Source organism: Ostreibacterium oceani, from assembly GCF_009362845.1.
Taxonomy (GTDB): Bacteria; Pseudomonadota; Gammaproteobacteria; order Cardiobacteriales; family Ostreibacteriaceae; genus Ostreibacterium; species Ostreibacterium oceani.
In genome coordinates this window covers 69,291-94,522 of the sequence record NZ_WHNW01000010.1, presented here as the reverse complement: position 1 = coordinate 94,522, position 25,232 = coordinate 69,291, and the positions used below count along the sequence as shown (strand labels likewise).

Genomic DNA, 25,232 nt, shown 5'->3' with positions numbered 1-25,232 from the left:
CGATTTAACGACCCGACCCACTCATCGGCTTACCCAACGGCTCACCCATCGGCTATGAACTGGTTTTTCGACGTCTTTGCAGAGGCATTTCACAAAATACTTTCCGCAGATGCACTGCTGCTTGAAATCGTCTCACTCACATTGCAAGTATCACTAACTGCTTTAGTGATTTCTGTCATCCTCGCCTTACCCACTGCGGCTTTTTTAGCGACACGAAATGGGCCTTTAACCCAAGCCTGGATTGTCATGCTGAACGCGTTAATGGGGCTACCCCCTGTTCTAGTGGGCTTACTGGTTTATATGCTACTTTCGCATCGTGGACCTTTGGGTTTTTTGCAATGGCTTTTCACCCCAAGCGCCATGATTGTTGCACAAACCATCCTGATTTTCCCGATTGTTTGCGCACTATTTCAACAGCACTTTCGCCTGAAATATCAACAACTACACGAGCTTTTTTATTCCCTGCAAATCAGCCCAGCTAAGCGCATGCAGACCGTCATTATCGAATCACGTTTTGAACTACTTAGTGCAACGGTCACTGGCTTGGGGCGCGGACTAGCCGAAGTTGGTGCCGTGATGCTAGTCGGCGGTAATATTCTCCATCACACGCGCACGATTACCACCACCATCGCCTTAGAGACGAGCAAGGGCGAAATTGCATTAGCCGTTAGCTTAGGTATTATTTTGCTATTCATTGCGTTGACGCTCAATGCCGCCTTGTTTTTTTTGCATCAACGCTATCAACCCAAAGTCATTTATTAATGTTAAACCCTATTTGCCTTAACAAGTTAACGCTATCCTATGGCGAAAAGTCTGTCGTAGATGCCCTTAATCTGACTTTTCAAGCCACTGGGATCAGCTTCTTACTCGGCCATAACGGCGCAGGGAAAACACAGTTACTCAAGCTCATTCATGGGATTAACCAACCCAGTAGCGGCACTATCAAAGCGCCCGTTTTAAACGAACAAGCTTACTTGCAACAGCAACCGATTTTATTAAATCGCAGCGTGATGCAAAATTTACAATTTATTCGCGCGAGCCAGGTCTGTCGCGCCGATTATTTTGACGCCCGAATAAACGATATTATCCAGCAATTGGATTTAGCGTACCTGCTCAGCCAAAATACACTGACCCTCTCAGGTGGCGAAAAAAAACGGGTTGCGCTGGCGCGTCTGCTGTTACAAGAAGCCACGCTTTACCTCATTGACGAGCCCAGCGCCAACGTTGATTTAAGCACCAATCAAACCATCGAATCGGTTATCAACCATCTCGCTGACACAGGAAAAAAAATCATCCTGACGCTGCACGATTTAGCGCAATTAAAGCGCCTATTCCAACCCAGTCGTGATGAAATCATTGTCCTTAGAAAAGGGAGGCTCGTTGAAAAAACGCAGCAACTCGACCTAAACGTCCTGATTGACGCCATTAGTTAAGCGATTAGTTAAGCGATTAGTTAGGTCATTAGATATCCCGTTAGTCAGCCCGCCACACAACCTCTCTACAACCAACAACCCACTAAACGACAACCCACTAAACGACAACAGAAGTAACTGATTGATAAAAAACGTGTTAACTGAAAACTTTCTAGGGTATTCTGCGTTATTCTGCGCCTGAAATCACCACCGACAGCACATCACACACGGTACTATTAATGACTGCTGATGCCGTATTACCCAACAACGAATTCAACAATCCTGATTTTTTATGCAAACCTATCACAATCAAATCAACCTCGTGTGCTTTGGCATAATCACCAATACCTGCTGCCGTTGATAATGCCGATACGACTTCAGAGCGATCTGCTTTTAAATCGGTGGCTTTTAAAAACGCCTTTAATGATTTGGCGTTTTCTTGGATATTTTCCTCATCATCCGCATAGTTAAAGAGCGGCATAATTTCATAGCCACTGGCAATAATGCTATCCAATACAATGTGTACCACTGACAATTTGGCGTCTTGACAACTCTCTAGTAATTCATTGACTCTATCGGCAACTGATTGACTGTCTTTTTCTAAATCTGTAACAAACAAGATATGTTTATAGTTCATGGCATCCCCCTGTGTTATCGATCTATCGACTTATTGTAACTTGTCTATTATTATTTTAACACGGTTTTTCCGTCGCCGATTTTTTCATCGCTGATTTTCCATCGCTATTTTTTCATGGCATTGGGTTGCTTTAATGTCTTTTTTTTCCGCCCATTGCATGGCTAATCAACCGTCCAAACTCATCGCCTGAAAACGCCTGACCTAACGCAGTTGATACCGGTTTGACACCAAAAAAATGACGTTATGCAAAAAAAATAGTTGTGCAACCATCAATAATCAGTAAGATAAGTATACTAAAAACCAATAAGGAGTCATACTACCATGAAAAAAACATTACTTACCATCACCGCCGTAGCCAGCACAACATTTGCTGCAGCCCAAACCAGTAGCACGTTAGATGCCATCAAGAGCAATGGCATGTTAAAGTGTGGCGTTGTCCAGGCATTACCTGGCTTTGCCGCGCCTAATGACAACAACGAGTGGCATGGCTTAGATGCAGAATACTGCCGCGGATTAGCCGCTGCCATTTTTGGCGACGGCAGCAAAGTACAGTATGTACCATTGTCTTCAAAGCAACGATTTACGGCGCTACAATCTGGTGAAGTTGATGTACTGGCCCGTGTTACAACCGAAACCCTATCACGCGATGGGCTCGGCATTGATTTTGTCGGTGTTAATTATTACGACGGTCAAGGATTCATGGTCCGCAAAGATTTAGGCGTAACCAGCGCCAAAGAGCTCAGTGGCGCTGCCGTTTGTTCGAACACAGGCACCACGACCGAGTCAAACATGTCGGATTATTTTAATGCCAACGGCATGGAGTTTAAACCCGTCATCTTTGAAAAATCAGACGAGGTTAAATCGGCGTACGAAGCAGGCCGCTGTGATGTCTATTCATCTGATGCATCTGGACTTTATGTACAGCGTTCGCGCATGGAAAATCCAGATGAGCACATCATTTTGCCTGAAATCATTTCTAAAGAGCCGCTTGCCATTGCCGTCAGAGAAGGCGACAATAAATTTGCGGATATCGCACGCTGGTCACGCAACTGTAGCGTCAACGCCGAAGAGCTAGGCGTCACCAAAGCCAACGTTGAAGAGATGAAAAAATCTGAAGATCCAAAAATCCAACGTCTACTCGGCGTCAACACCGATTTGGGCGAAAAATCACTGGGTCTAGATAATGCATGGTGCGCTAATCAAATCAAAGCCGTCGGCAATTATGGCGAAATTTTTGAGACCTATTTGGGCAAAAATTCATCGCTTAAAATTGAGCGTGGACTCAATAAGTTATGGAACGATGGTGGATTGATGTACGCGGCACCGATTCGCTAATCAACCGCTACAACAACTTGCCGCTGCAACAACTTGCCGCTGCAACAACTTGAAGTTAAAAAGCTGAGATTAAAAGGCTGAAATTAATAACCGAGTTGTTCCCCCCCGCTGATACGCGGGGCAAAGCAAAAAAGCCCTGCACTGCAGGGCTTTTTTTATTGTCACTCATTGTCATTCATCATGATTGGAGCGAGCAACTAGCGAAATAACTAGCGCAGCGAAATAACTAGCGCAGCGAAATAACTAGCGCGATAATTATTTTGACAACAGTTTATTGACTACGCTACGCGACTTTTTACGCCTACGCTGCCGCCACTCTCTACAAATCCGACGCCGAGTCAAAGCCACACGGATAGGTTTTTGCTACCGTTTGAATCGACTCGGTGACTTTTTCCTGCATAGTCTGTTGATACGCCTGTAGCTTTTGCGTAAGTACATCGTCTTGCGCGCCTAAAATACGCGCCGCTAAAATCCCTGCATTTTTAGCCGCATCCAATGCCACGGTTGCCACAGGAATCCCATTGGGCATTTGCAAAATTGACAGGATAGAGTCCCACCCACTGACCGAATTGCTCGAATGAATCGGCACGCCTATTACAGGCAACGTCGTCAACGACGCTACCATGCCTGGCAAATGGGCGGCGCCACCTGCGCCTGCGATAATGACCTGCAACCCTCTGCTTTGTGCCGTTTGTGCATAGGTGACCATTCTCTGTGGCGTACGATGCGCCGACACAATCGTTAACTCATAAGCGATATCAAAACTATCTAATAGTTCAGCAGCCGCTTGCATCTTAGGCAAATCGCTTTGGCTGCCCATAATAATGCCGACTTTGGGCTGACATTCACGCGTTGATTCAGTTTGATTCATGATGTTCTCCTTTTTCTTTATGCGTTAACGGCTGATTACGCGAACGGTTGCTTTGATTTTTTCAATAATCGACGCAACCTGTGTTTGCTCACCCAATACAGTAATATGCCCCATCTTGCGCCCAGGCTTAGTCATCGATTTACCATACCAATGTAAATAGGTATTGGGAAATTCACTCAGTTGGGCAAGCCCTTCAATGACGGCTTCACCTTCATAACCTGGCGCACCAATCAAGTTAATCATTGCACCAGACTCACGTAAATTTGACGACCCCACTGGCAACCCTGCCAAGACACGAAGCATCTGGCTAAACTGAGAACAATCAGCCGCTTCTATCGTATGATGTCCGCTATTATGCACGCGCGGTGCTGTTTCGTTCACCCAAACAGTCCCTGCCGTATCGATAAACAACTCAACGGCAAAAACACCAGGACAATCAAATGCCTGAACAACTGACTGCGCGAGGCTATTTGCCGTCTCTAGCTGTTTCTCACTCAGGCTCGCTGGCGCAAATAAATAATCCACCAAATTCAAATCAGGGTCAAAAACCATCTCAACTGCGGGATAAACCGCCATTTTTCCTTGCTGGTCTTTGATGACCATAACGGCAATTTCTTTGTCAATCTCGGTAAATGCTTCGATGACTGAAGGCGCATCCCACAATAATGCTAAGTCCGCGGTTGTCTGAATTAATTGGACACCTTTGCCGTCATAGCCGCCTTGGCGTAGCTTTTGTACAAAAGGCGGTGGCATCTTGTCTACGTCAATGCCGCTGGCATCATCGATGAGATAGTATGGCGGTGTTTTAATGCCGTGCTCGGTATAGAAGGCTTTTTGCAGTCCTTTATCTTTGATAATCGTCAGTGCTTCTGGGTGTGGGATGACGGTTTTGCCTTGCGCTTTTAGGGCGGCTAATGCCGCAGTGTTGACGTGTTCTATTTCAATGCCAATCACGTCACAGGACTGCCCAAACGCAATCACTGCATCATAGTCAGCAAAATCTCCTATAACAAAATGCGAGGTCATTGATTGACAGGGTGCATCAGGCGCAGGGTCTAATACCGCGTATTCAAAAGGGTAATCATAAGCCGTTTGTAAAAACATACGCCCCAATTGCCCCCCACCGAGGATTCCTATTTTTTTTGACATGGCTAAACGACAAGCTCCCGAATCAATACGTTAAGAATAAGTTAAGAATAAGCTGCGCAAAAGCATAACATAATTAAGCCTTTTTTGTCGCCATTTATAGTATAATCCTGACTAAAACAATAAAAATATGGCTAAAAAACCGACCACCAGACAATCAAAGCACACGCTTTCTATCAAACAACAGACCACCGTCTCTGAAAATCGCACCAAGCGCATTGCCGAGCTCCAACAGGCAGGGGCAATTAAAGCCACCGTGATTAGCCACATGGGCTTTACCGTGATTGTGCAAACTGCATCAGATGCCCCTTTGCTTCCTTGCGACTGGCGTCAACATATCGGCGCCATTTGCGCAGGCGATGAAGTCCTTATCACCCAAATTGACGGCCAAACACCCGTCATCGAAGCTATTTTGCCACGCCGTACGGTGATAGAAAAACAAAACACCTACCGCGGCGCCAAACCATTTGCGGCCAACCTAGACCAGTTAGTCGTGGTCATTACCCACACGCCGATGTTTCAAACCTCACTCCTTGACCGTTACTTAATCACGGCCAATCACATTGGCGTTGATTGTTTGATTTTCTTTAACAAAACGGACATTCTTACCGACAGCGACCACATCGAACACGTTGAGCGTATCCGCCAAATTTATGCAGCGATACCCCGTGTGACTTGGGTCAAAGGCCACACCCAATCAAGCGATGGCCTTGCCGCACTGCATACACACTTGGCGGGGAAAACCAGCGTATTTGCAGGGCAATCTGGCGTCGGCAAATCCAGCCTAATCAACGCGCTCATTCCTGACTTAGCTATTCAAACGATGAGTATTTCTGATGCCTCAGGGTTAGGCCGTCATAGCACCACCAATACCACGTTGTATCGCTTAAATGCCAACACCACCATTTTGGATACCCCAGGCGTACGCAGCTTTGACACCTATCACCTTGATGAATCAATTATTACCAAGGGGTTTCCAGACATTGCCCCCTTCTTAGGGCAGTGCCAATTCAGAGATTGTTCGCACCAACACGAGACCGATTGCGCCTTAAAAAATGCCGTACAAGCACACAAAGTCAGCGAATTGCGTTACAATAGTTTTTTACAGATTTTAGCCGAAGTAAAAGCCCATGATTGAACCAATAACTGAACCACAAGAGTCTCCACAAGAGTCTTCACAACAATCTTCACAACAAGCCACGCAACAAGGCACACAAGCGCGCAAAAACTATGAAACCGCTATCGCCGAATTAGAGCACATCCTCACCCAATTAGAGGACAATCAACTGCCACTAGAAGAGGCCATCAAACAGTTTGAAGCAGGCGTTAGCTTAGTCAAGCACTGTCAACACATTTTGACGCAGACCGAGCAAAAAATACAAGGCCTGATGCAAAACGACAACGATGCCTTAGGTGGTAACGAAAACAACGACTAAAAAAGTGAACAAAGCGAGAAAAGCAACCACAGCGGCAACCACAGCGGCAACTAAAAACGGCAACCAAAACCCTAGCGATGCAGCAAACAACCCCACCACCTAACGTTTCTTACGGCAATCCTCAGCCCACGACTTTACAGACAGGGTTATTACGTTATCAAACCCGTTTTAATGACTATGCCAGCGCACACTTTCCAACTTCGGCGCCTGTCATTGGTCAGGTTTTTTCTGCGGCCCGCTATAGTTTTTTTAATGCGGGCAAACGACTACGACCTGCGTTAGTCTATGCCTGTGCGGATAGTTTTGGTATCGACTTAAAAGCCGTTGATGCAATCGCCTTTGCCATCGAATGTATTCATACGTATTCACTCATCCATGATGACTTACCCAGCATGGATGATGATGACATGCGCCGTGGCAAACCTGCCTGTCACACCGCTTTTGATGAAGCCACTGCCATTTTGGCTGGTGATGCCTTAAATACGTTTGCATTTCAGCATTTAGCACAAAGCCAGTCCCCTTATGCCTTAAATCACATTGCCGTACTCGGCGAGCACGCAGGATTTCATGGGATGGTCGGCGGACAAGACATGGATATTTTCTTATCCAGACAAGCGCAGACGCCGCATACGCCATTGGCTGTTGACTCAGTCGATATTAACTTGCTCAGTGAATTACACCGTCGCAAAACGGGTAAACTTATCCAGGCTTGCTTATTGCTACCCTACGCACATCAGCCCCACCCTGACCCGAATAAAACCCACGCACTAAACGAACTCGGTAGCGCGTTGGGATTATGCTATCAAATACAAGACGATATTTTAGATGTAACACAGTCCGCTGAAATGCTCGGCAAACCAACGCATTCCGACGACGACAACAACAAAGTCACCTATGTCAGTTTACTCGGATTGGCGGGTGCGCAACATGCGTTTGACGAACAAACCAAGCTTGTCCAGACGATTTTACGCGACTTATTTGGCGAAATAGCAACAAACACCCCGCTGGGTCGCATTATTGGCGACATACTCAGTCGCAATCGATAGTGGGTTGATGCATCCCTACCTGTTGCATCGTATAATTGCATCGTATGGCTGAATCCAAATTACTTAAAACCATCAAAATAGCATATAATACCGTCAATAACCATTCACCAATCATCCATTCACCGCTAACCGTGACGAGGCGCTTATGAAACACCACCTATTTCGCAGTTTATGTATCCTATTGTCAACATTGGCTCTGTTGACGGGGTGTAGCAATCCGTTTAGCAATGAGCGCACGGTTTATCGCATCGAAACAACCAATGGTCAGCGATTTTACAGCGACAAAGAGCCGACACTGAAAGACGACCGCTATTTCATCAGGGATCTCGATGGCAATCGCTATGAACTCAGCAAAGACGCAATTTATCTGATTGAGCCTTATACCCGCAGAAAATAAACGCGCCGCAATAACAACCCAACAACCCAACAACCCAACAACCCAACAACCCAACAACCCAACAACCCAACAACCCAACAACCCAACAACCCAACAACCCAACAACCCAACAACCCAACAACCCAACAACCACAACACCACAAATCAACAGAACACCTTAACAAACAAAGGATAACCGCTAATGCCTAACCGCCATGATTGATGCTCTCCCTGTTTGGCAAATTGCCCTTGTGCTACTGATTTTTATTTGGAGCGGTTTTGTCAGGACCGCGCTAGGGTTTGGTGGTGCCGCCCTGTCGCTACCGCTTTTTTTACTCATCATCGACAACCCTGTTGAAATTATTCCGATTATTGGGCTACACTTATTATTATCCGCTGGCATTAGCCTTGTCAGTAGCTATCAGCATATCGATTGGCGTTATTTGGGCAAAACCCTTATTGTGATTTTGCCGTTTAAAATCATTGGGGTAATTGGCTTACTAAATTTACCAGCAACCGTCTTAAACATTAGCGTTTACTTGATTACTTTGGCCTATGCTATCTCGTATTTGATGAAAACCACGCCACGTATCCGTGTCCCTGGGCTGGATTATGCTTTGCTTGCAGGCGGCGGTTACATTAGTGGCACGTCATTAATCGGTGCGCCACTCATTATCGCCGTATTCGCCAAATCGTTACCGCCCATTCGCCTACGGGCGACGCTGTTTTGCCTGTGGATTTTACTGGTGCTGATTAAAATGCTAGGGTTTATCGTGACGGCAACGCCGTTAAACGTAAACTGGGCACTCTACACGCTGCCCTTTATGGCGATTGGGCATATCTTGGGTGAAAAGGCGCACAAAAAAATTCTCCAAGTCGATAAAGCCAAATTCTTACGTATCATTGGACTAGGGCTTGCTAGCATTTGCCTTATTGGGCTGGCACGGACACTTTATGTGAGTATTGGCTAAGTGTTGGTTAGCTTTTGGCTACCTTTTTTTGGCGGCTTTGTAACTCGACTTTGTGAATGTTTTGCTGATGCCAGGTAAAAAATGGATGACGGCACTTGTTTAGGCGCGCTTTTTCCGACACAATACGCACATGAAAACAATCAATCAATTATGGGACAGCCTAGGCGATGATCGCGACGAATTAAATCGCTGTATTTTACAGGCCGCCAAATCCGACGCTGACCTCAGCAATACCGTCTGCGAATACATTATCAGCAGTGGTGGCAAACGAATTCGCCCGTTGGTGCTGCTGTTGCTGGCGCGAGCGATGGGCTATCGTGGTAAACAGCAATTCACCCTAGCCGCAGCGGTTGAATTTATCCACACCGCAACGCTATTGCACGATGATGTTGTCGACGAATCTCAGGCACGACGCAATCGCCCTACCGCCAACGCGGCGTTTGGTAATTCAGCGGCTGTGTTGGTCGGCGATTTTTTATACACGCGGGCTTTTCAAATGATTTCCCAAGAGTTAGAAGCCGCCAAAATCATGTCTGATGCGACCAATGCCTTAGCAACGGGTGAAATTTTGCAACTGATGCATGTGAATAATCTGGCGCTCAGCGAAGCCGATTACCTCAAAGTCATCGAGCTAAAAACCGCCGTTTTATTTGCCGCTGCGTGCCGTTTTTCTGCGCTACTCGCTGAACAGCCTCAATTATCTGATGATTGCGCCAATTATGGCTATTATTTGGGCTATGCCTTTCAAATTGCAGATGATGTATTAGATTACTTGGGTGACATTGAACAAACAGGGAAAAATATCGGCGATGATTTGGCCGAAAGCAAAGTCACCTTGCCCATCATTCATGCCCTATCAAACGCTAGCCCTGCACACCAATCGCGCCTAAAAACGATTATTCAACAAGGCGACCGCAGTGCCATTGACGACGTTATCCATATTTTACAAACAACGCAATCCATCGAATACACGCTCTCTCGTGCAACGCATTACGCCCATTTAGCCAAAACGGCTATCGCTCGTTTACCTGATACGCCATACAAGGCAACCCTTGAGGATTTATGCGATTTGACTGTAACGCGCCCGCAATAATTACCCACAACAACCCATGCGCGTTTACCAAGAACTGGCTTATCTCATCCACCAACGCCCTTATCGTGATCATAGCGCCTTAGTCTATCTACTGACTCAAAACCACGGCAAAATCAACGCCGTTGTCTCAGGATTAAAAAACCAAAAAACTAACAAACGTGCGCTATTACAGCCTGCACAGCCTTTGCTCGTTGACTTAACCCTAAAACCTAACCTCAGCAAACTAGACCACCTAGAAAGGCATTACGCAAGTACCGCGCGCGTGGCAAGCAATCTATCAGACACACGCTCAAACAACTACGAAAACAACTACAAAAAAGACCAATCAGATAATCGCTCGGATGACTTGGCGGGTACTGGCATCCATGCCCGGGGCAGCTATCAATCGCCTGAATATTTCATGTTTTATCAGTATGCGCACGAGCTTTTGCTCTATATTTTACCTGACCAACTCCCTGTACCCGTGCTTTTCACCCAATACGAAACGTTTCTCGCACGATTAGCACAACAAAAAACACATCTAGCCCTGCGGCAGCTAGAATTAGCCCTGATTGACCAGTTTGCCAACATCCCTGACTTAACAACCACCTACGACACGCAGCAACCCATCAGCGCCGACAAAGACTATTTTCTATCACACGAAATGGGGGTTGCAGACAGGCGGCCAGCGGGTGAATGCCTACCGATTCATGGCGCCCAATTACTGGCGGCTCAACACCTAGCACACGGCGAAACAGACGAAACACTCGCCCAAGGCGCACAAGCCGTGACGACCTATCTGCTCAAACCATTACTCGGGCAAAAATCACTGAAAACACGGGCTATTTTTAGTGACTTAAAAAAGTATCAATCATAACCCCGCAATACACCGCATTTTTTGAATTTACCCCACCGTAAAACACTATCATTGCAATTTACAATCTGTATAATACATAATTTCAATTAGCCAGTGTGCTGTACATTGGTTAATATAGCGAAAATCACGGCGCTAGTGTAGACCTAAGCGAATGTGTACCTAAGCGAAAACAGTGAATCTTTTATCCACAACTAACTTACGAGGTAAATTCAATGAGCATGATCGGTAAAAAAGCCCCAGAATGGAAAGGCGCAGCCTATGTCAACGGCGAAGAAAAAATCATTTCATCACATGACTACGAAGGAAAATGGTACGTATTGTACTGGTACCCATTAGACTTTACCTTTGTCTGCCCGACCGAAATTCGTGGATTTGAAGCGCTACTCGAAGAATTTGAAGACGAAGGCGTATCCATCATTGGTGCATCAACCGACTCATGGCACTCGCACAAGTGCTGGTTCGCTGACCGTGAGACGTTTGAGCAGGAAATCACGCACCCAGTCATTGCCGACACCAACCACAAACTATCCAAAAAATTCAAAGTATTGAAAAAAGACAGCGGCATTGCCTATCGCGCCACCGTGATTGTTGATGACCAAGGCATTATCCGCTCGTACTCGGTTAACGACTTATCACTTGGTCGCAGTCCCAAAGAAACACTACGGGCTATCCATGCCCTAAAATCAGGCGGATTGTGCGGTGCTGACTGGAAAAAAGGCGATGATTTCGCTATTTAATAGCATGCCTACAACACACCTAAAAACGTACTAGGCAACACGCGATAACATGCAATCGATAACATGCAATCGATAACGCGCAATCGATATGCAACACCAATAATAAACGGGTGGACTGACTGCCCGTTTATTACTTTCGATTGATTTCGATTGATTTCGACTGCTTTCGATTCGTGTTTTTTTATTCAACTGATTTTGCGGAGCATTTTAATATGGCAACACTCGAAAATTTAACAGCAGAGAATTTATCCGACTTTCTCGCCGCCCCCAAAAGCATCTTAATCCTCGGTAAAACCGACTGTCCAGCCTGCCAAGAATGGGGTGAGGAAATCGACAACGCACTCGCAGGCGATGCCCTAAATGATACCATTGACCAAGGCTGGCGATTTGGCAAACTACTCATTAACCAAAAGGGCCTACTCGATTTTAAAAAAAATAGTCCGTGGCTCGCCGATGTCGACACCCTGCCCTATAACGTGATTTACGTCGATGGCGAAATCAAAAAGAAATACAGCGGTGGCGGCCTAGATAGGCTACTAACCCGCCTATCGCGGATTTAATCGCATCAGACAGTGACAACCAACAATTAGCGTTATCACCCTTAATATGACGAATAAACGAACTTTTAGTATAACCTATAGCCCCGATAAACGAATGTTCGTTTATTCGGATGTTGGTGGCAATTTCACTAAACCGACAGCTACAAGAAGAAAACAGAGTAAATAATGGACATAGTAATTTATATCTACAACGGACTAACTGCACTAGACGCAATCGGACCTTATGAAGTTTTAAGCCGACTTCCAAACGCTAGCGTAAAATTTGTAGCTAAAGAAAAAGGTGTAATCGTTTCTGACACACACTTCCTAAAATTAGTTGCTGAGTATGACATAACCGAAATTGATAAAGCTGACATTTTACTCATCCCTGGTTCAGTTGTTGGGTTTATACGAGAAGCAAAAGACACCAATTTATTATCTTGGATTAACAAAATTGACAAAACAACAACTTGGACAACTTCTGTATGTTCTGGTTCAATAATTTTAGCAGCGGCGGGTTTACTGAAAAACAAGAAAGCTACCTCACATTGGGGCGTGATTCATTTATTAAAAGAATATGGCTCAATTCCTACCAGCGAAAGATATATTCAAGAAGGTAAAATCATAACAGCACAAGGTGTTTCAGCAGGAATTGATATGAGTTTGTATTTAGTAAGCCAAATTATCGGAGATGAAAAAGCCAAAGCCTATCAATTATTTATAGAGTATGACCCAAAACCACCTTTTAATTCAGGAAATATAAATAAAGCAGATAATCCTACAATTGAGTTGGCTAAAAAAATCCTTAGCAAAGAGGCAAAAAAGGATTTGACAATTTGGGACATTGTAAAAAACGTACAATCACTTATAAAACTCAAACGTGGAAAATAAAAAACTGCCACCAACAAAGGCTATAAGCAATTGGGGCAAAAGTGCTATATTTGAAAGATAGTAAATAAAATAAAGGTCAGTGCTAAACTGAACAGTTAGGGCAAAAATCCCCAACTGCTCATAGCCACGACCGTTGGGCATAATATGAAAAAGACGATTAAAATATTAGCCATTCTGCTATTCAGTCCGACTTCCATATTCGGACAGGACATAAGTTCGACCGACAGCTTGAAAGTTGTTAAGACTTTCGAAACGTTATTTGTTGCTATCGAGACAGACGATATGGATACCTTAACTAATATCTCAACTGACAGAATTTACTGCATCATTTGTTCAGACTACCCCGACTTGACAGATTCACCTTACATATTTGACAAGAAAGCTTTTCTAAAAAATCACCTTGAGAAAATTAAAAACAGCGAACCATATCAACGAGCAACCAAAAGTGATAAATTAATATTGGTTAGAGGGAATGACCACAGAACTGACATAACAGCATTTTGGACAATTTACAAACAAGACGAATTAGCTCCAGGGCATGAAGGCGTACAATTCGGAGTCCATTTCAAAAAAGTAAATGGTGAATTTAAGTTCGCAGGAATGGAGACTATTCCATGAAAAAACCAGTAGCTAACAATGGTTGTGCAACATACTAAAAAAACAAAATGCAATTAAAGAAAATTATAGGCAAAGAAAGCACAGGGATTTACATCGGCAAGTTCGAAATATTAACTATCATCTGGAATAATCGAGAACCCAATTTTTTTGCATTTGGTGAATCAAGAGAGCTTCGGCAAGTCGACAAAGCATATTTTGCAACACAGATATTTGGAAATAATTACAAATCAATCGAAGCCCAACTCCCCTTAGCTATAGAAAACTATGAATCGACAAAAGACGAAAATGGAAACCAATACTTCTGTTTTTGCCCAGAAGGAATAATTCACGGATTTGACAAGAACGCAAAAAAAATACTTGAGTGGGATGCTGACGAAGTTGGCCAAGGACACCCGATTTACGACATTGCCTATCAATTTCCAGATTTTCTTTGGCTTGCGTTTCCGACAGGGCAGACAGTTACCCAAGTTTCAATCTCTGAACGAAAAGAAATATACAGAATTGGAGAATACACTTGGGAAGATAAGTACGACCCCTTGTGCTACCCCGAAAGCCTGCATGTAAAGGGAAAATTCGTTTATATCCCGAATATGGGAAACAATAAACTGTTCAGGCTTGACAGTGAAACTAAGGAATTAGAACTAATTGAGACCTTCGAAGAACGATTGTGGCAATACGAAGAAACTGATTTTGGAAAATTTATACTTACTGAGACAGGAGTTTATGAAATTGAAAAATAAAAAGCCAGCCGCTAACAATGGCTATACGTAATGCGGTCAGACTGTTTGAAAATGAAGATATTACAGCTATATAAATTTACGGTAGGCGGACAAATAAGCGGTTTCAAAATCCCGCACTTGCCATAGCCAGACCGGTATCTAACCTAGCACTACTCGTTTTCTTCGGGCTCGATGTGAATCAATACATCTGCGATGGTGGGGATTTTTGCTAGCAAGTGGTCTTTTAAGTCGTGGGATATTTGATGGCCTGCGCGCACCGAGATATCACCATTAACAATTGCATGTAAATCAATATAGTAGCGCATACCTGATTTTCGCACAAAGCATTTTTCGGTGGCGATAACCCCGTCAACCGACAGCGAATGATGGCGTACCTCGTCGATTAATTCATCATAAAAATGTTCATCCATGACTTCGCCTAGCGCTGGGCGAAAAATCAAGTACGCGTTATAAAGAATAATTACCGCAGCAACCAGTGCCGCCCAATCATCAGCGGCTTCGTAGCCCTCACCCATCCACAGGGCAACACAGATACCGACAAAGGCCGCCACCGAGGTCAATGCATCGCTACGATGGTGCCAAGCCGCGGCCTTTAACGACGTGCTGTGCGTTAATTCACTGCGATGACTAACCCAGCGATAGCCAATCTCTTTCCAAACAATAATGCCGCCCAATACCCATAACGTCCAGCCCGCTGGCGTTTCGTGCGGTGTGCGAATATTGACAATACTTTGATACGTAATCATTCCCGCTGCACTCACTAAAAAAGCAACCACAACAAAGGTAATTAACGGCTCTATTTTTCCGTGGCCATACGGGTGATTATCATCAGCGGGTTTGTTGGCGTATTTTAACCCAAACAGCACCAGCACCTCGCTCACCATATCCGTCAGTGACTCGATTGCATCCGCCACCAATGCGTAGGAATGCCCGAATATACCAGCCACTAATTTGATAATCACCAAAGCGGCGTTACTCAATAGGCTTAACAAAATGGTATTGATTGCGATGTTTTCAGTTTTCATATCGCCTTATCAGTTCCATATTGCCTTATCAGTTCCATATTGCCTTATCAATGTCATATTGCTTTATCAACAGGGTGCGCATTTAAATTGCCGATTTAACCGCGGTGACAAAACGAGCGATTTTTTCCTTATCCTTAATCCCAGGGCTAGACTCGACACCAGAGCTGACATCAACCGCGTAAGGTTTCACCTGTGAGATAACGGGCTGGACGTTATCAGGGGTTAACCCACCTGCAATTACCAGCGGTTTACCAATAGCATCAGGGACTTGCGACCAGTCAAATTGCGTACCTGAACCGCCGATTTCTTGTTCGCCATAATTATCCAGCAAAAAACTCCCCGCACTTGGATAGCCTGCCATAAACTGCATGGCGTCTTGGGCGGATTTATTTTCCATTGGTACCGCCTTGATATAGCGTTTACCGAATTGGCGACAAAACGGCTCAGGCTCCACGCCATGAAATTGCAGCACATCAATTGGCAAGCCAGTAATTACCGAGCTAACCCAGTCCGCCTCAGGGTTAACAAATAGCGCCGTTAACTGGACAAACGGTGGCAACGTGTGCAGCCAATCGAGGGTAGCGATTGTCACTGCCCGTTTGCTTTTCTCATAAAACACAAACCCCAACGCATCTGCACCACAAGCAATCGCCGCTTCAGCATCTTGCTGCCGCGTGATACCACAAATTTTAATACGCACGTCCGCGCTGGGTAAATTAATCGATTGATTCGGTTGCTGTGTGTTGTTTGATTGATTCATTTGATTGATTGGTTCATTTGATTGGTTCGCTCGCATGGATAAAGCACCCGCCTATTCAACTCATGGCTTCTGCACTCTTTTGCACTCTTTTGCACCCTTTTGCACCAATTGTACCGCATTTTACGCGCTGACGCGGTAAAAAATCAACCTCGACATAACCTGATTGAATAATGTCGTTAACGAACCGCTACATACACCCTGCTGAAAAGCGGGTCAATTGCCAACCTATCGCAGCAACCTATCGCCAAGCAACTTCTGGCTAATCGCCGACTAATCGTCGACTAATCACTGGCTAATTTTTGACTACATACTGAAAAATCACCCAAGCCCAGCACGCTGAATAATCCCTCGGATTCCTCTCTCGGATTCCTCTCGTGGTCAGCGTGGCTAGGGCTCAGTCAGATTCGCCAGTCAGATTCGTCAGTCAGATTCGAATTAACCGCTAGGCTTTCTTAACTGTCTCTACTGTTGCTTCTACGACTGCGGCGGCTTTTGCTTCAATATCATCTTCATCATTGCTTAGCGTGCTAGACGCAGCAGACAACGGCTTAATTGTCCAGCCCATATAACCAAACAAAATGGTCACAATAGGCGACACCCAACAAAAAATAGCAAATGGCGCGTAAACGATAGTCGGCACACCTAAAGTCGCTGATTGATAAGCACCACCAGACCCCCAAGGTACGAGCGGATCAGTAACCGTACCCGCATCTTCGGTAACCCGCGAGAGATTTTCAGGCGCAAGCCCCCGATCACGATATTCAGACTCATACATACGCCCCGTTAACACCAGCGTCATATATTGGTCGCATAATAAAAAGTTAGTCCCAATCGCCGTAAAGGCCGTCGTCGCAATCAATGAACCCGTTGAACGCGCCAGTTTTAAAATACGCTCGGCGATGACTTGGATTTGCCCTGTGGCTTGCATAACACCACCAAACATCATCGCCACGATAATCAAGCTAATCGTATAGGACATGGATTCCAACCCACCACGGGTGAGCAAACTATCGACATCCTCGTTACCGGTGCTTGCTTCAAAACCACTCATCGCGGCTTGGATAGTGCTCGGATAATCAACCCCTTGTGCAACGATAGCACAGACAAACCCCGCAACCACCCCTGCAGCAATACCAGGGATGGCGGGTATTTTACGAAAACTCAATACCATTACAATCACAGGCGGCAATAACAGCAACGGATGGATGGTAAACTGGTCATTGAGTAAGGTCAAAATAGTGTCGATACGCGTTGTATCTCCGCCTGTTGGCGTATAAAAAAATCCAATCACAATATAAGCCACCAACGAAATACCAAACGAAACACCTGTAGTCGGCATCATGTGGCGTATGTGGGTATAAAGCCCGACCCCGACCATGGCTGGCGCCATGTTGGTGGTGTCTGACAGTGGCGACATCTTGTCACCAAAATACGCACCCGATAGCACCGCACCTGCAACGATTGGTAGTGGAATACCGAGCCCCGCACCCACGCCCATGAGCGCCACGCCAATCGTCCCTGTCGTTCCCCAGCTAGTTCCAGTGGCACTCGATGAAATCGCACAGATAATGGCACAGGCAAACAGAAAAATACCAGGAGAAAAAACTTTCAGCCCATAATAGACCAAGGTCGGTACCACGCCACCCAAAATCCATACGCCGATTAAAATTCCCACGAGCATCAAAATAATAATCGAGGGTAAAGCATGGGTAATCCCTTTAATCATGCCTTTTTGTACGACTTCCCATTTGCTACCCGCAAATAGCGCCACGGTACTGGCAACAGCCACACCGAAAAGCATGGGGATATGTGGCGACAGACCAAACATGACAATCGACACACCAATACCGACCACCAAAGACAACAGCGAAATCATCGCCAATAAAAAACTCGGAGACTTTACCGATTCTGTAGACTGTTCCATAATACAACCTCATTAAAATTAGTTAAAAAACCCAATACTCATTACAAACGATACAAAATAAAAACAACACAAAGAAACCATCAACTTCATCACCAAGCGCACTACTGTCATCGCAGCAGGGTTAATACATACTTAAGTTGCTAAGTTTGTGCGCCAATTTGTGCGCCAATTAATGAATTAATGCGCCAATTAGCGCGATAATACAAAGTCCAGTCCAGCGCAGACGGCCACCGTTTGCGCCTTGATACACTGCTCGGGCGTTGTCATAGGGCTATCGGGGTAGACTTCGGTCGTTGTCGTATAAGCCGCATTGGTGACATCAGCACAAACCCCTTGTACCGATGAATTCAGCACACCCCTTGCTGCCATAGGTGTCCCGTCTAAACAGCCATTCTCATCTGCAACGGCAATATACGTCACATGCTGCACGGCAGCAATGATAGCGGCCTGAAAATCTGGCACAGGCTTGGCGGCATTCGCGACCAAGTAAAACCCGTCAGGAATGGGGCATGGCTCAAATACCACACCATCGCGGGCGGCTTTGGCTGGCGCAAATTCTGATTCATCCGTATCCGTTGTCTCGTGTAAATCAATATGGACAATAAACTGAGTTTTTAGGGGCTTGAGAAAGTGTATCAGTGCCGCTGCCTCTTGCGCTGGGCTGGACTCAATAAACGAACGATTAGGATCGACCGCATCGTAATTCCACCGCTGAATGCGTTCATACGCCCACGGGCTAACACAAGGAATAACCAGCAGATTCATGCGCCCCGTATAGGCGTTGGCATCGTGCGTCAAAAACCGTAGCGCACCCAACACCCCACTGGTTTCATAACCATGCACGCCACCTGTAATTAACGCGCAGGGCAAGTCAGGATCCCAATCTTTCGATTGCAGCGCATACAGCGTAAAATAATCATCACCATACTGAATTTCACCATAGGTCGTTACATCCCAGTCTGTTTGTAGCGACTCGATGACGCTAACCACATCCTCTTGGTAATGGCGGCTTGGTTGTTGCTGCGCTCGCCACTGCGCCACCTCGGCAGCACCCCATGGTTTGCCCGAGGTGCCGATTGGATAAGTCGACAGTTGATTCATAATCCCTCTAAGCGTTAGATTTTTAGTGCTTTTCTATCATTAATTAGGCACGATTAGCTTGTCACCACGTTATCCAGCTTGTTTTTGCTCCGTGATTTATTGAGCGCAACCAAGCCCATACCAACCAAAATCAAGAAAATCGGACCACCGTATAACTTCAGCAACTCGGGCAAAATTTTGCCAAAGGGTTCCGTACTATCAACATACGCCAGCCCAGCCCCAAAGAAGCCTGCCGTGCCTAATGTCAAACACACGGCGGCCATCATCATGGCAAAAAGCTTGGATTTAACGATAACAAAATCTTCTTTGTTTCTCTCTCTGCGTTTAAACGCGATATAAGCCGCAATCAAGACCAAATAAGGAATCACCAGTGACAGTGAAGATAAATCCGTTAGCAATCTAAGCAGCCCTTCGACACCACCAAGACCCAGCATCGGCACCGCAATCAGCACCACCAAAATAGCACACTGTGTCCACAAGGCATTTTTCAAAATACCATTTTCGTCGGTATTGGTTAAAAACTTAGGGAACGTGTGCGCAGGCACATCAGTAAACATCGCACGAATGGGCGATTCCATCCATACGATATAAGCGGCAATACCAGTGACTAAGAAAATAGCGGAATAAAGTTGTACCACGATTTTTCCATTCATTCCCCATTGCTCTGCCAAAAGCTGATAGACAACAAATCCCGAATCGGCAAGCCCTGCGGCTTTCATTTCGTCTGGTGATGCCACTAGGCTCACTGCCACTGAGCCGATTACATAAGCCAACGCAATCATCAAGGTCGCGATCAACACCGCCAGCGGGAAATTGCGCTTGGCATTTTTTGTTTCTTTGGCATAAGTACCCGCGACCTCGGCCCCAGCCACCGCAAAGAGCAACCATGAAAACGTCGAGAAATAGCCCAAATCAAAGGTGGGCGTCATGGTTTCAACCGTGATTTCAGTCGGTGATGGCGTGCCTGTCCAATTACCCAGCATCGCAAAAACAATAAATAAAACGGTAATGATAATCGTAAAAACACCCCCTAAATCACTCAGTTTCGAGAACTTTTGTACGCCACGGGTTGCCACCCAAGTCAAAGCGATCGCAAACCCTATCCCCAAAATCGGTAACCAGTTGGCCATATCATCCGTAAATCGATTTTCACCAAATAGCATCCAAGAAATAATAATGGGAATTTTTGAAAAAACGACCTGCAAGTAAAACAAACCCGCCACAAAATAAGACCAGGTTCCGATAAATGCCCAGCGTTCATGCAATCCAGCTATATATGCCACCGCCTTTGCTACTGCTGCTTGAGGCCAGCTCGGCAATGATAATAGACAAGGGTAAAAAGAACAATACCGCAACAATAAGCCAAGATGGAATGGCCGTCGCGCCTAGCACGACACTATTATTGGTAATATTACGAAAACCGAAAGTCGGCACAAAGATAAGTAAAACAACAGTCCACAGACCCAACTGCTTTTGCGTTGCATTCATACGACGTATCTCCTAAGTAAAATATCCTAAGTAGAATATCCTAAGTGAAATCGACTAAAGTCATAAAGCCCTTTAGCGACGGGTTAAATAGTATTTTTTAACAAACAACTTTGTTGACAAATATTTCACGCTTTAATCACGGTGCATACGTAAAACCATACTAATTAAAACATACCAGTTAGACCATGCGAGTTAGCCCATGCGAGTTAGGTCATGCTAATTGCAGCATATAAACCAAACCAAAATGTTATAAAGATTTACGATTGCTACCTTAAGCGAATTTAATACTGCTGTAATAATAAGTCAATGTTTTTTTCATCACCGCTAGAAAAAAATCAAGCATAACGCAACAGGAACTAATGGAAAAACCAGCCACTTATTATTTAACTATTTGTTACTTATTGTCTTAAATGAATTGGTGATGGCCGCAGGCTAGACTGCGGCTAGGTGGGGTTCGATACTAAAAATACCGTCGGCGCTGATTTACTCGTTATTCAGGCAAAGCAGCCAGCTCAGCCGCAGTTAATCTTTGTTTATGCCAGCAATTAGGAAATGCACTACACCCCCAAAAATAGCCAATTTCTGATTGGCGAATCACCATAGTTGCACGGCATTTTTTGCGCTAACACGACAAAAAATAAAACAATATTAGGTCTAACCGCCGGTATGGCTCATATGGCGAAATACTACTGGGGACTCTTGGACGGTAAACTCATGTTTTTCTGGTTTTTTCTGCAATCCTTGCTGAATAGCTTGGGCAATTTCATAATCAGATTTACCGCTGCGTAAAAAGGCACGCAAATCCAGACTATCCTCGTGCCCCAAGCATAATAGCAAACGCCCTTCAGCCGTCAATCGGACTCGATTACACGTTGCGCAAAAGTTACAACTCTGCGGTGAAATAAACCCGACTTTACCTTGCGTACCATCGTCATAGACCCAATATCGCGCTGGCCCGCCGTGGGGTTTTATTAGTGCTTCGGTCAGTGGATAACGCTGGTGAATCGTTTGCCGAATTTCATCGCTGGCAATAAACGTTTTTTCTCGATTATGCGCAATATCCCCTAGCGGCATCTCTTCGATAAACGCGATATCTAACGCATGCTGGCGTGCAAACGCAATTAACGGCAAAATCTGATCATCGTTTTGTCCGCGCATAATCACGCTATTTAAGCGAATCGAGCCAATACCCGCCGCTTTAGCCGCAAGAATACCACTGAGAACCTGTGGCAAATGTCCGATGCGAGTAATGGCTTTAAATTTATCTACATCTAGCGTATCAACACTGATATTTAGCTTAGTAATGCCTGCGGCTTTTAATGCCGCAGCTTGCTCACTAAGGCGCGATCCATTGGTGGTGATTGCTAATTCTTGCACATTCGGGTAGCCTGATAATTCGTTTACTAACCAAACTAGGTTTTTTCGAATCAGTGGTTCTCCACCCGTTAAGCGGAAACGGCGCACCCCATTCTCAGCAAAAATCTTGGCAAGCCTCGCTATTTCTTCTAACGTTAATAACTGCGAACGCGGCATAAACGTCATGTCTTCGCTCATGCAGTAAACACAGCGAAAATCACAACGGTCAGTCACCGAAATCCGCAAATACGTAATTTCACGTCCGTGCGCGTCGATAAACATGGTTATTTCTTAGTCTGGTGTATTTTTTCTAATGCCGCCAATTTTTCAGGACTGGCTGGCGTTTGGTGCACTGCTTTGTAGTCAGCATAAGGCATGCCATAAATGGCTTCTTGCGCTTCTTCAAGGCTTAGACTTTCGCCTTGGGCCTCTGCGACTGCGTGATACCATTTATACAGACAATTACGGCAAAACTGCCCGTGAATCATCAAATCAATATTCTGAATTTCAGGGTGCGCCTGCAAATGGCTGACTAGCTGATCAAAAACCGCTGCTTTTATTTCTGTTGTTTTATCCATTCGTTCAATCACCTCGCGTTTAAGCAAATCAAAATCTAGCGCAAAGCCTAGCCTACAATCTAGCCTACAATCTAGTCTGGCAAAATTTAGTCTATCACAATTCGCTCGCCCGTAATAAATCAAGACCAACACACAAAACCAATACCAATAACAAAGGCAACACTAATACCAATGTAATAGCAATGTAATGCCAATGACGAAAACAGCCGACTTCTTGCGCTGCCACCACAGATAAATCGCATTGCAATTTGAAAAAGGTTTACGCCACTGTGTTTTAATTCTACAATACTTCTCGAGGTATGACTATGCATGAGTTTTTAACTGTCGAAAATATCACATTTTCTTACGACGACAAACCCGTTTTACACGATATCAATTTTCAACTAGCCAAAGGCAAGGTTGCCACACTGCTCGGTCCGAGCGGCTGTGGAAAGACGACACTACTGCGCCTTATCGCTGGGTTTTACCCACCAGACACAGGTAGAATTATCGTCAACCAACAACTGTTGTCTTCGGATAAACAGGTCATCCCGCCTGAAAAACGCCACCTCGGTATGATTTTTCAAGATTACGCGCTATTTCCGCATTTGTCCGTTTTTGACAATATTGCATTTGGGATTAAAAAACAGCTCACCTCGCAACAAATCCGCATACGCGTCAATGAACTATTGGAAATGGTGGGATTACCCCACTACGAAAAACGCTTTGCCCACGAACTATCAGGCGGCGAACAACAACGGGTTGCCATCGCGCGCGCCATTGCCCCTAAACCCGCGCTACTTCTGATGGATGAGCCTTTTGCGAGTTTGGACGCCAATCTGCGCGAACGCCTCGTTAGAGATTTAGGTAAGCTACTAAAATCACTTGATATCTCAGTTATCCTGGTGACACACGACCAACGCGAAGCATTTGCCGTCTCGGATCATGTTGGCCTGATGCGCGAGGGCAAAATCATTCATTGGGATTTACCTTACAACATTTATCACGAACCCAAAACGCCCTTTGTCGCCAACTTTGTCGGGCAAGGTATTATGGTGAGCGCACGAATCTCGGCACCCGAGCGGCTAGACTGTGCGTTTGGCAGCATCCATAGCGACCGAACCTTTATCGAACCCATTGGTACCGAGCTTTGCCTGTTACTGCGTCCAGACGACATTGTGGAGGACAAACACTCTCCGCTGGCAGGTCGTGTCGTCAGCAAATACTTCCATGGTGCCAGCACGCTTTACGAGATTAATTTTAATGACATTAACTTGATTGCCAACTTTTCTAGCCATGCAAATTACGCCGTGGGTGAAACGGTACATTTTCGCATCCAAGCTGATCATTTGGTCACCTTTAATTGCGGCATGGCCACCTGTGTATGCTAAATCAATAATCAATTGATAAGAAGCTGATTATCCTTTATCACCATGCTAACCACGCTCAAACTCACGCCAGCGATTGATGCTAGCACCGCACAATTCTTGTCGCAACACTATGTTATTAGCGCATCCGCAAGCTGGCAGCTCGATTGTGTCGATGGCGTTTTTCACCTACAGCATACCGAGCATCCCGCGCTCAATTTAGCCATTGACTTTGGTACGGGCAAATACCGCCACCGCAACCACTACCTCGGCAAAGAACCACTAGTAAACGCCATCAAAATCAAAGGCAAACTACCGCAAGCGCTATTAGACGCCACACCTGGATTACTGCAGGACAGTTTTATGCTTGCTGGGCGTGGCGTACAGATTACCGCGATTGAGCGGCATCCATTGCTCTATGTGATGGTCAATCGCGCTTTAGCGCGTATATCCGCACAAACCAATGAACAACATCACACACAGACACCACCCCACATCGATTATCGCTTCGGCGATGCCAATACACTGGTTAAAGACTTTGCCACACCGTGTATTTACCTCGACCCGATGTACCCACCGCGGCAAAAAAAAGCCCTCGTAAAAAAATCCATGCAAGTACTACACGCAACCGTTGGCGATGATGCCGATAGCGACACCTTGTTGATTAATGCACAAAAAAACAACGCACGCATTATCGTAAAGCGACCATCCTATGCACCACCGCTTGCCAACTGCCCACCTGACTTAACATATCAAAGCAAAACCACCCGTTTTGATATTTATTTACCCCAAAATAGCTAAAGCGTCGCTAAGAAATGGGCAAAAACACCTGCAAGCAATTCAGCCGATAACTCGCCCAGAAAAAACAACCAACAGACAATAAAGATAAGCAACCGTGAGCAACCATAAGCAACCGAAGTAAAAATAGCGAATTTAGTGATGATTTTAGT

General features: G+C 45.3%; 27 protein-coding genes and 2 pseudogenes. 18 read left to right on the top strand and 11 right to left on the bottom strand.

The genetic code is table 11. The annotated features are described in order from the left end of the window. Positions 1–54 precede the first annotated feature (54 nt). Complete coding sequence (locus tag GCU85_RS08400; protein WP_152810733.1) at positions 55–762, top strand: ABC transporter permease; 708 nt, start codon at positions 55–57, stop codon at positions 760–762. Continuing rightward, the gene (locus tag GCU85_RS08395) at positions 762–1,433 is read left to right on the top strand and encodes an ATP-binding cassette domain-containing protein (protein WP_152810732.1); all 672 of its coding nucleotides are present in this window, start codon (positions 762–764) and stop codon (positions 1,431–1,433) included. The genes GCU85_RS08400 and GCU85_RS08395 overlap by 1 nt, the downstream gene beginning before the upstream one ends. A gap of 166 nt (positions 1,434–1,599) precedes the next feature. Here the strand turns inward: GCU85_RS08395 and GCU85_RS08390 are convergent, their stop codons facing one another. Further along, on the bottom strand, positions 1,600–2,049 hold the full coding sequence (locus tag GCU85_RS08390) for a universal stress protein (RefSeq protein ID WP_152810731.1): 450 nt from the start codon (positions 2,047–2,049) through the stop codon (positions 1,600–1,602). 321 nt (positions 2,050–2,370) lie between these two features. Between GCU85_RS08390 and GCU85_RS08385 the strand changes: the two genes are divergently transcribed. After that, positions 2,371–3,384 (top strand): amino acid ABC transporter substrate-binding protein, encoded by a 1,014-nt coding sequence (locus tag GCU85_RS08385; RefSeq protein WP_152810730.1) that lies wholly within the window; start codon positions 2,371–2,373, stop codon positions 3,382–3,384. Between the two features lie 319 nt (positions 3,385–3,703). Here the strand turns inward: GCU85_RS08385 and purE are convergent, their stop codons facing one another. Further along, the gene (gene purE / locus GCU85_RS08380; RefSeq protein ID WP_152810729.1) at positions 3,704–4,255 is read right to left on the bottom strand and encodes a 5-(carboxyamino)imidazole ribonucleotide mutase; all 552 of its coding nucleotides are present in this window, start codon (positions 4,253–4,255) and stop codon (positions 3,704–3,706) included. Between the two features lie 24 nt (positions 4,256–4,279). Then, a complete protein-coding gene (locus GCU85_RS08375) occupies positions 4,280–5,404 on the bottom strand; it encodes a 5-(carboxyamino)imidazole ribonucleotide synthase (RefSeq protein ID WP_152810728.1) in 1,125 nt (374 codons plus the stop codon). A gap of 127 nt (positions 5,405–5,531) precedes the next feature. Between GCU85_RS08375 and rsgA the strand changes: the two genes are divergently transcribed. The 13 genes from rsgA to GCU85_RS08315 all read left to right on the top strand — a co-directional run bounded on the left by rsgA (position 5,532) and on the right by GCU85_RS08315 (position 14,704). Further along, positions 5,532–6,539 (top strand): ribosome small subunit-dependent GTPase A, encoded by a 1,008-nt coding sequence (gene rsgA / locus GCU85_RS08370; protein ID WP_152810727.1) that lies wholly within the window; start codon positions 5,532–5,534, stop codon positions 6,537–6,539. Beyond that, positions 6,532–6,837 carry an exodeoxyribonuclease VII small subunit gene (gene xseB / locus GCU85_RS08365; RefSeq protein ID WP_152810726.1) on the top strand — a complete coding sequence of 102 codons (306 nt, stop codon included), beginning with the start codon at positions 6,532–6,534 and terminating at the stop codon, positions 6,835–6,837. The genes rsgA and xseB overlap by 8 nt, the downstream gene beginning before the upstream one ends. A gap of 77 nt (positions 6,838–6,914) precedes the next feature. Next, positions 6,915–7,883, top strand: coding sequence for a polyprenyl synthetase family protein (locus GCU85_RS08360; protein ID WP_152810725.1), 969 nt, complete (start codon positions 6,915–6,917; stop codon positions 7,881–7,883). Between the two features lie 145 nt (positions 7,884–8,028). After that, the gene (locus GCU85_RS10040; protein WP_218110626.1) at positions 8,029–8,280 is read left to right on the top strand and encodes a YgdI/YgdR family lipoprotein; all 252 of its coding nucleotides are present in this window, start codon (positions 8,029–8,031) and stop codon (positions 8,278–8,280) included. Then, positions 8,255–8,455 carry a hypothetical protein gene (locus GCU85_RS10035; protein ID WP_218110625.1) on the top strand — a complete coding sequence of 67 codons (201 nt, stop codon included), beginning with the start codon at positions 8,255–8,257 and terminating at the stop codon, positions 8,453–8,455. Before GCU85_RS10040 ends, GCU85_RS10035 begins: the two co-directional genes overlap by 26 nt. A gap of 19 nt (positions 8,456–8,474) precedes the next feature. Next, positions 8,475–9,230: a sulfite exporter TauE/SafE family protein gene (locus GCU85_RS08350; RefSeq protein WP_152810723.1), complete on the top strand. Its 756-nt coding sequence runs from the start codon at positions 8,475–8,477 to the stop codon at positions 9,228–9,230. A gap of 130 nt (positions 9,231–9,360) precedes the next feature. After that, complete coding sequence (locus GCU85_RS08345) at positions 9,361–10,323, top strand: polyprenyl synthetase family protein (protein ID WP_152810722.1); 963 nt, start codon at positions 9,361–9,363, stop codon at positions 10,321–10,323. 16 nt (positions 10,324–10,339) lie between these two features. After that, positions 10,340–11,179 (top strand): DNA repair protein RecO, encoded by an 840-nt coding sequence (gene recO / locus GCU85_RS08340; RefSeq protein ID WP_152810721.1) that lies wholly within the window; start codon positions 10,340–10,342, stop codon positions 11,177–11,179. A 212-nt stretch (positions 11,180–11,391) separates the two neighbouring features. Beyond that, on the top strand, positions 11,392–11,916 hold the full coding sequence (locus GCU85_RS08335; protein ID WP_152810720.1) for a peroxiredoxin: 525 nt from the start codon (positions 11,392–11,394) through the stop codon (positions 11,914–11,916). A gap of 212 nt (positions 11,917–12,128) precedes the next feature. Then, a complete protein-coding gene (locus GCU85_RS08330) occupies positions 12,129–12,476 on the top strand; it encodes a hypothetical protein (protein ID WP_152810719.1) in 348 nt (115 codons plus the stop codon). Between the two features lie 165 nt (positions 12,477–12,641). Beyond that, positions 12,642–13,346, top strand: coding sequence for a DJ-1/PfpI family protein (locus GCU85_RS08325; RefSeq protein WP_152810718.1), 705 nt, complete (start codon positions 12,642–12,644; stop codon positions 13,344–13,346). A 144-nt stretch (positions 13,347–13,490) separates the two neighbouring features. After that, positions 13,491–13,964 (top strand): hypothetical protein, encoded by a 474-nt coding sequence (locus tag GCU85_RS08320; RefSeq protein WP_152810717.1) that lies wholly within the window; start codon positions 13,491–13,493, stop codon positions 13,962–13,964. A 47-nt stretch (positions 13,965–14,011) separates the two neighbouring features. Then, positions 14,012–14,704 carry a hypothetical protein gene (locus tag GCU85_RS08315; RefSeq protein ID WP_152810716.1) on the top strand — a complete coding sequence of 231 codons (693 nt, stop codon included), beginning with the start codon at positions 14,012–14,014 and terminating at the stop codon, positions 14,702–14,704. Positions 14,705–14,853: 149 nt separating this feature from the next. Here GCU85_RS08315 and GCU85_RS08310 read toward each other — a convergent pair whose 3' ends face one another. The 8 genes and pseudogenes from GCU85_RS08310 to GCU85_RS08275 form a co-directional block, all read right to left on the bottom strand. Beyond that, a complete protein-coding gene (locus GCU85_RS08310) occupies positions 14,854–15,729 on the bottom strand; it encodes a cation diffusion facilitator family transporter (protein ID WP_152810715.1) in 876 nt (291 codons plus the stop codon). 82 nt (positions 15,730–15,811) lie between these two features. Continuing rightward, positions 15,812–16,489, bottom strand: a complete 678-nt coding sequence (locus GCU85_RS08305) for a phosphoribosylanthranilate isomerase (protein WP_152810714.1) — start codon at positions 16,487–16,489, stop codon at positions 15,812–15,814. Between the two features lie 442 nt (positions 16,490–16,931). Next, complete coding sequence (gene nhaC, locus GCU85_RS08300; RefSeq protein ID WP_152810713.1) at positions 16,932–18,413, bottom strand: Na+/H+ antiporter NhaC; 1,482 nt, start codon at positions 18,411–18,413, stop codon at positions 16,932–16,934. 189 nt (positions 18,414–18,602) lie between these two features. Next, positions 18,603–19,514 (bottom strand): M14 family metallopeptidase, encoded by a 912-nt coding sequence (locus tag GCU85_RS08295; protein WP_152810712.1) that lies wholly within the window; start codon positions 19,512–19,514, stop codon positions 18,603–18,605. A gap of 53 nt (positions 19,515–19,567) precedes the next feature. Then, positions 19,568–21,002: pseudogene (locus GCU85_RS08290) on the bottom strand (amino acid permease). Between the two features lie 490 nt (positions 21,003–21,492). Then, positions 21,493–21,606: pseudogene (locus tag GCU85_RS10410) on the bottom strand (DNA topoisomerase); the annotation flags it as partial. Positions 21,607–21,656: 50 nt separating this feature from the next. Next, positions 21,657–22,646 (bottom strand): GTP 3',8-cyclase MoaA, encoded by a 990-nt coding sequence (gene moaA / locus GCU85_RS08280; RefSeq protein WP_407944982.1) that lies wholly within the window; start codon positions 22,644–22,646, stop codon positions 21,657–21,659. Beyond that, positions 22,643–22,936, bottom strand: a complete 294-nt coding sequence (locus GCU85_RS08275; RefSeq protein ID WP_152810709.1) for a DUF1244 domain-containing protein — start codon at positions 22,934–22,936, stop codon at positions 22,643–22,645. Before GCU85_RS08275 ends, moaA begins: the two co-directional genes overlap by 4 nt. 299 nt (positions 22,937–23,235) lie before the next feature. Here GCU85_RS08275 and GCU85_RS08270 point away from each other — a divergent pair, with 299 nt between their 5' ends. Then, positions 23,236–24,306, top strand: a complete 1,071-nt coding sequence (locus GCU85_RS08270; protein WP_407944980.1) for an ABC transporter ATP-binding protein — start codon at positions 23,236–23,238, stop codon at positions 24,304–24,306. A 42-nt stretch (positions 24,307–24,348) separates the two neighbouring features. Next, positions 24,349–25,083: a class I SAM-dependent methyltransferase gene (locus GCU85_RS08265; protein ID WP_152810707.1), complete on the top strand. Its 735-nt coding sequence runs from the start codon at positions 24,349–24,351 to the stop codon at positions 25,081–25,083. Positions 25,084–25,232 lie beyond the last annotated feature (149 nt).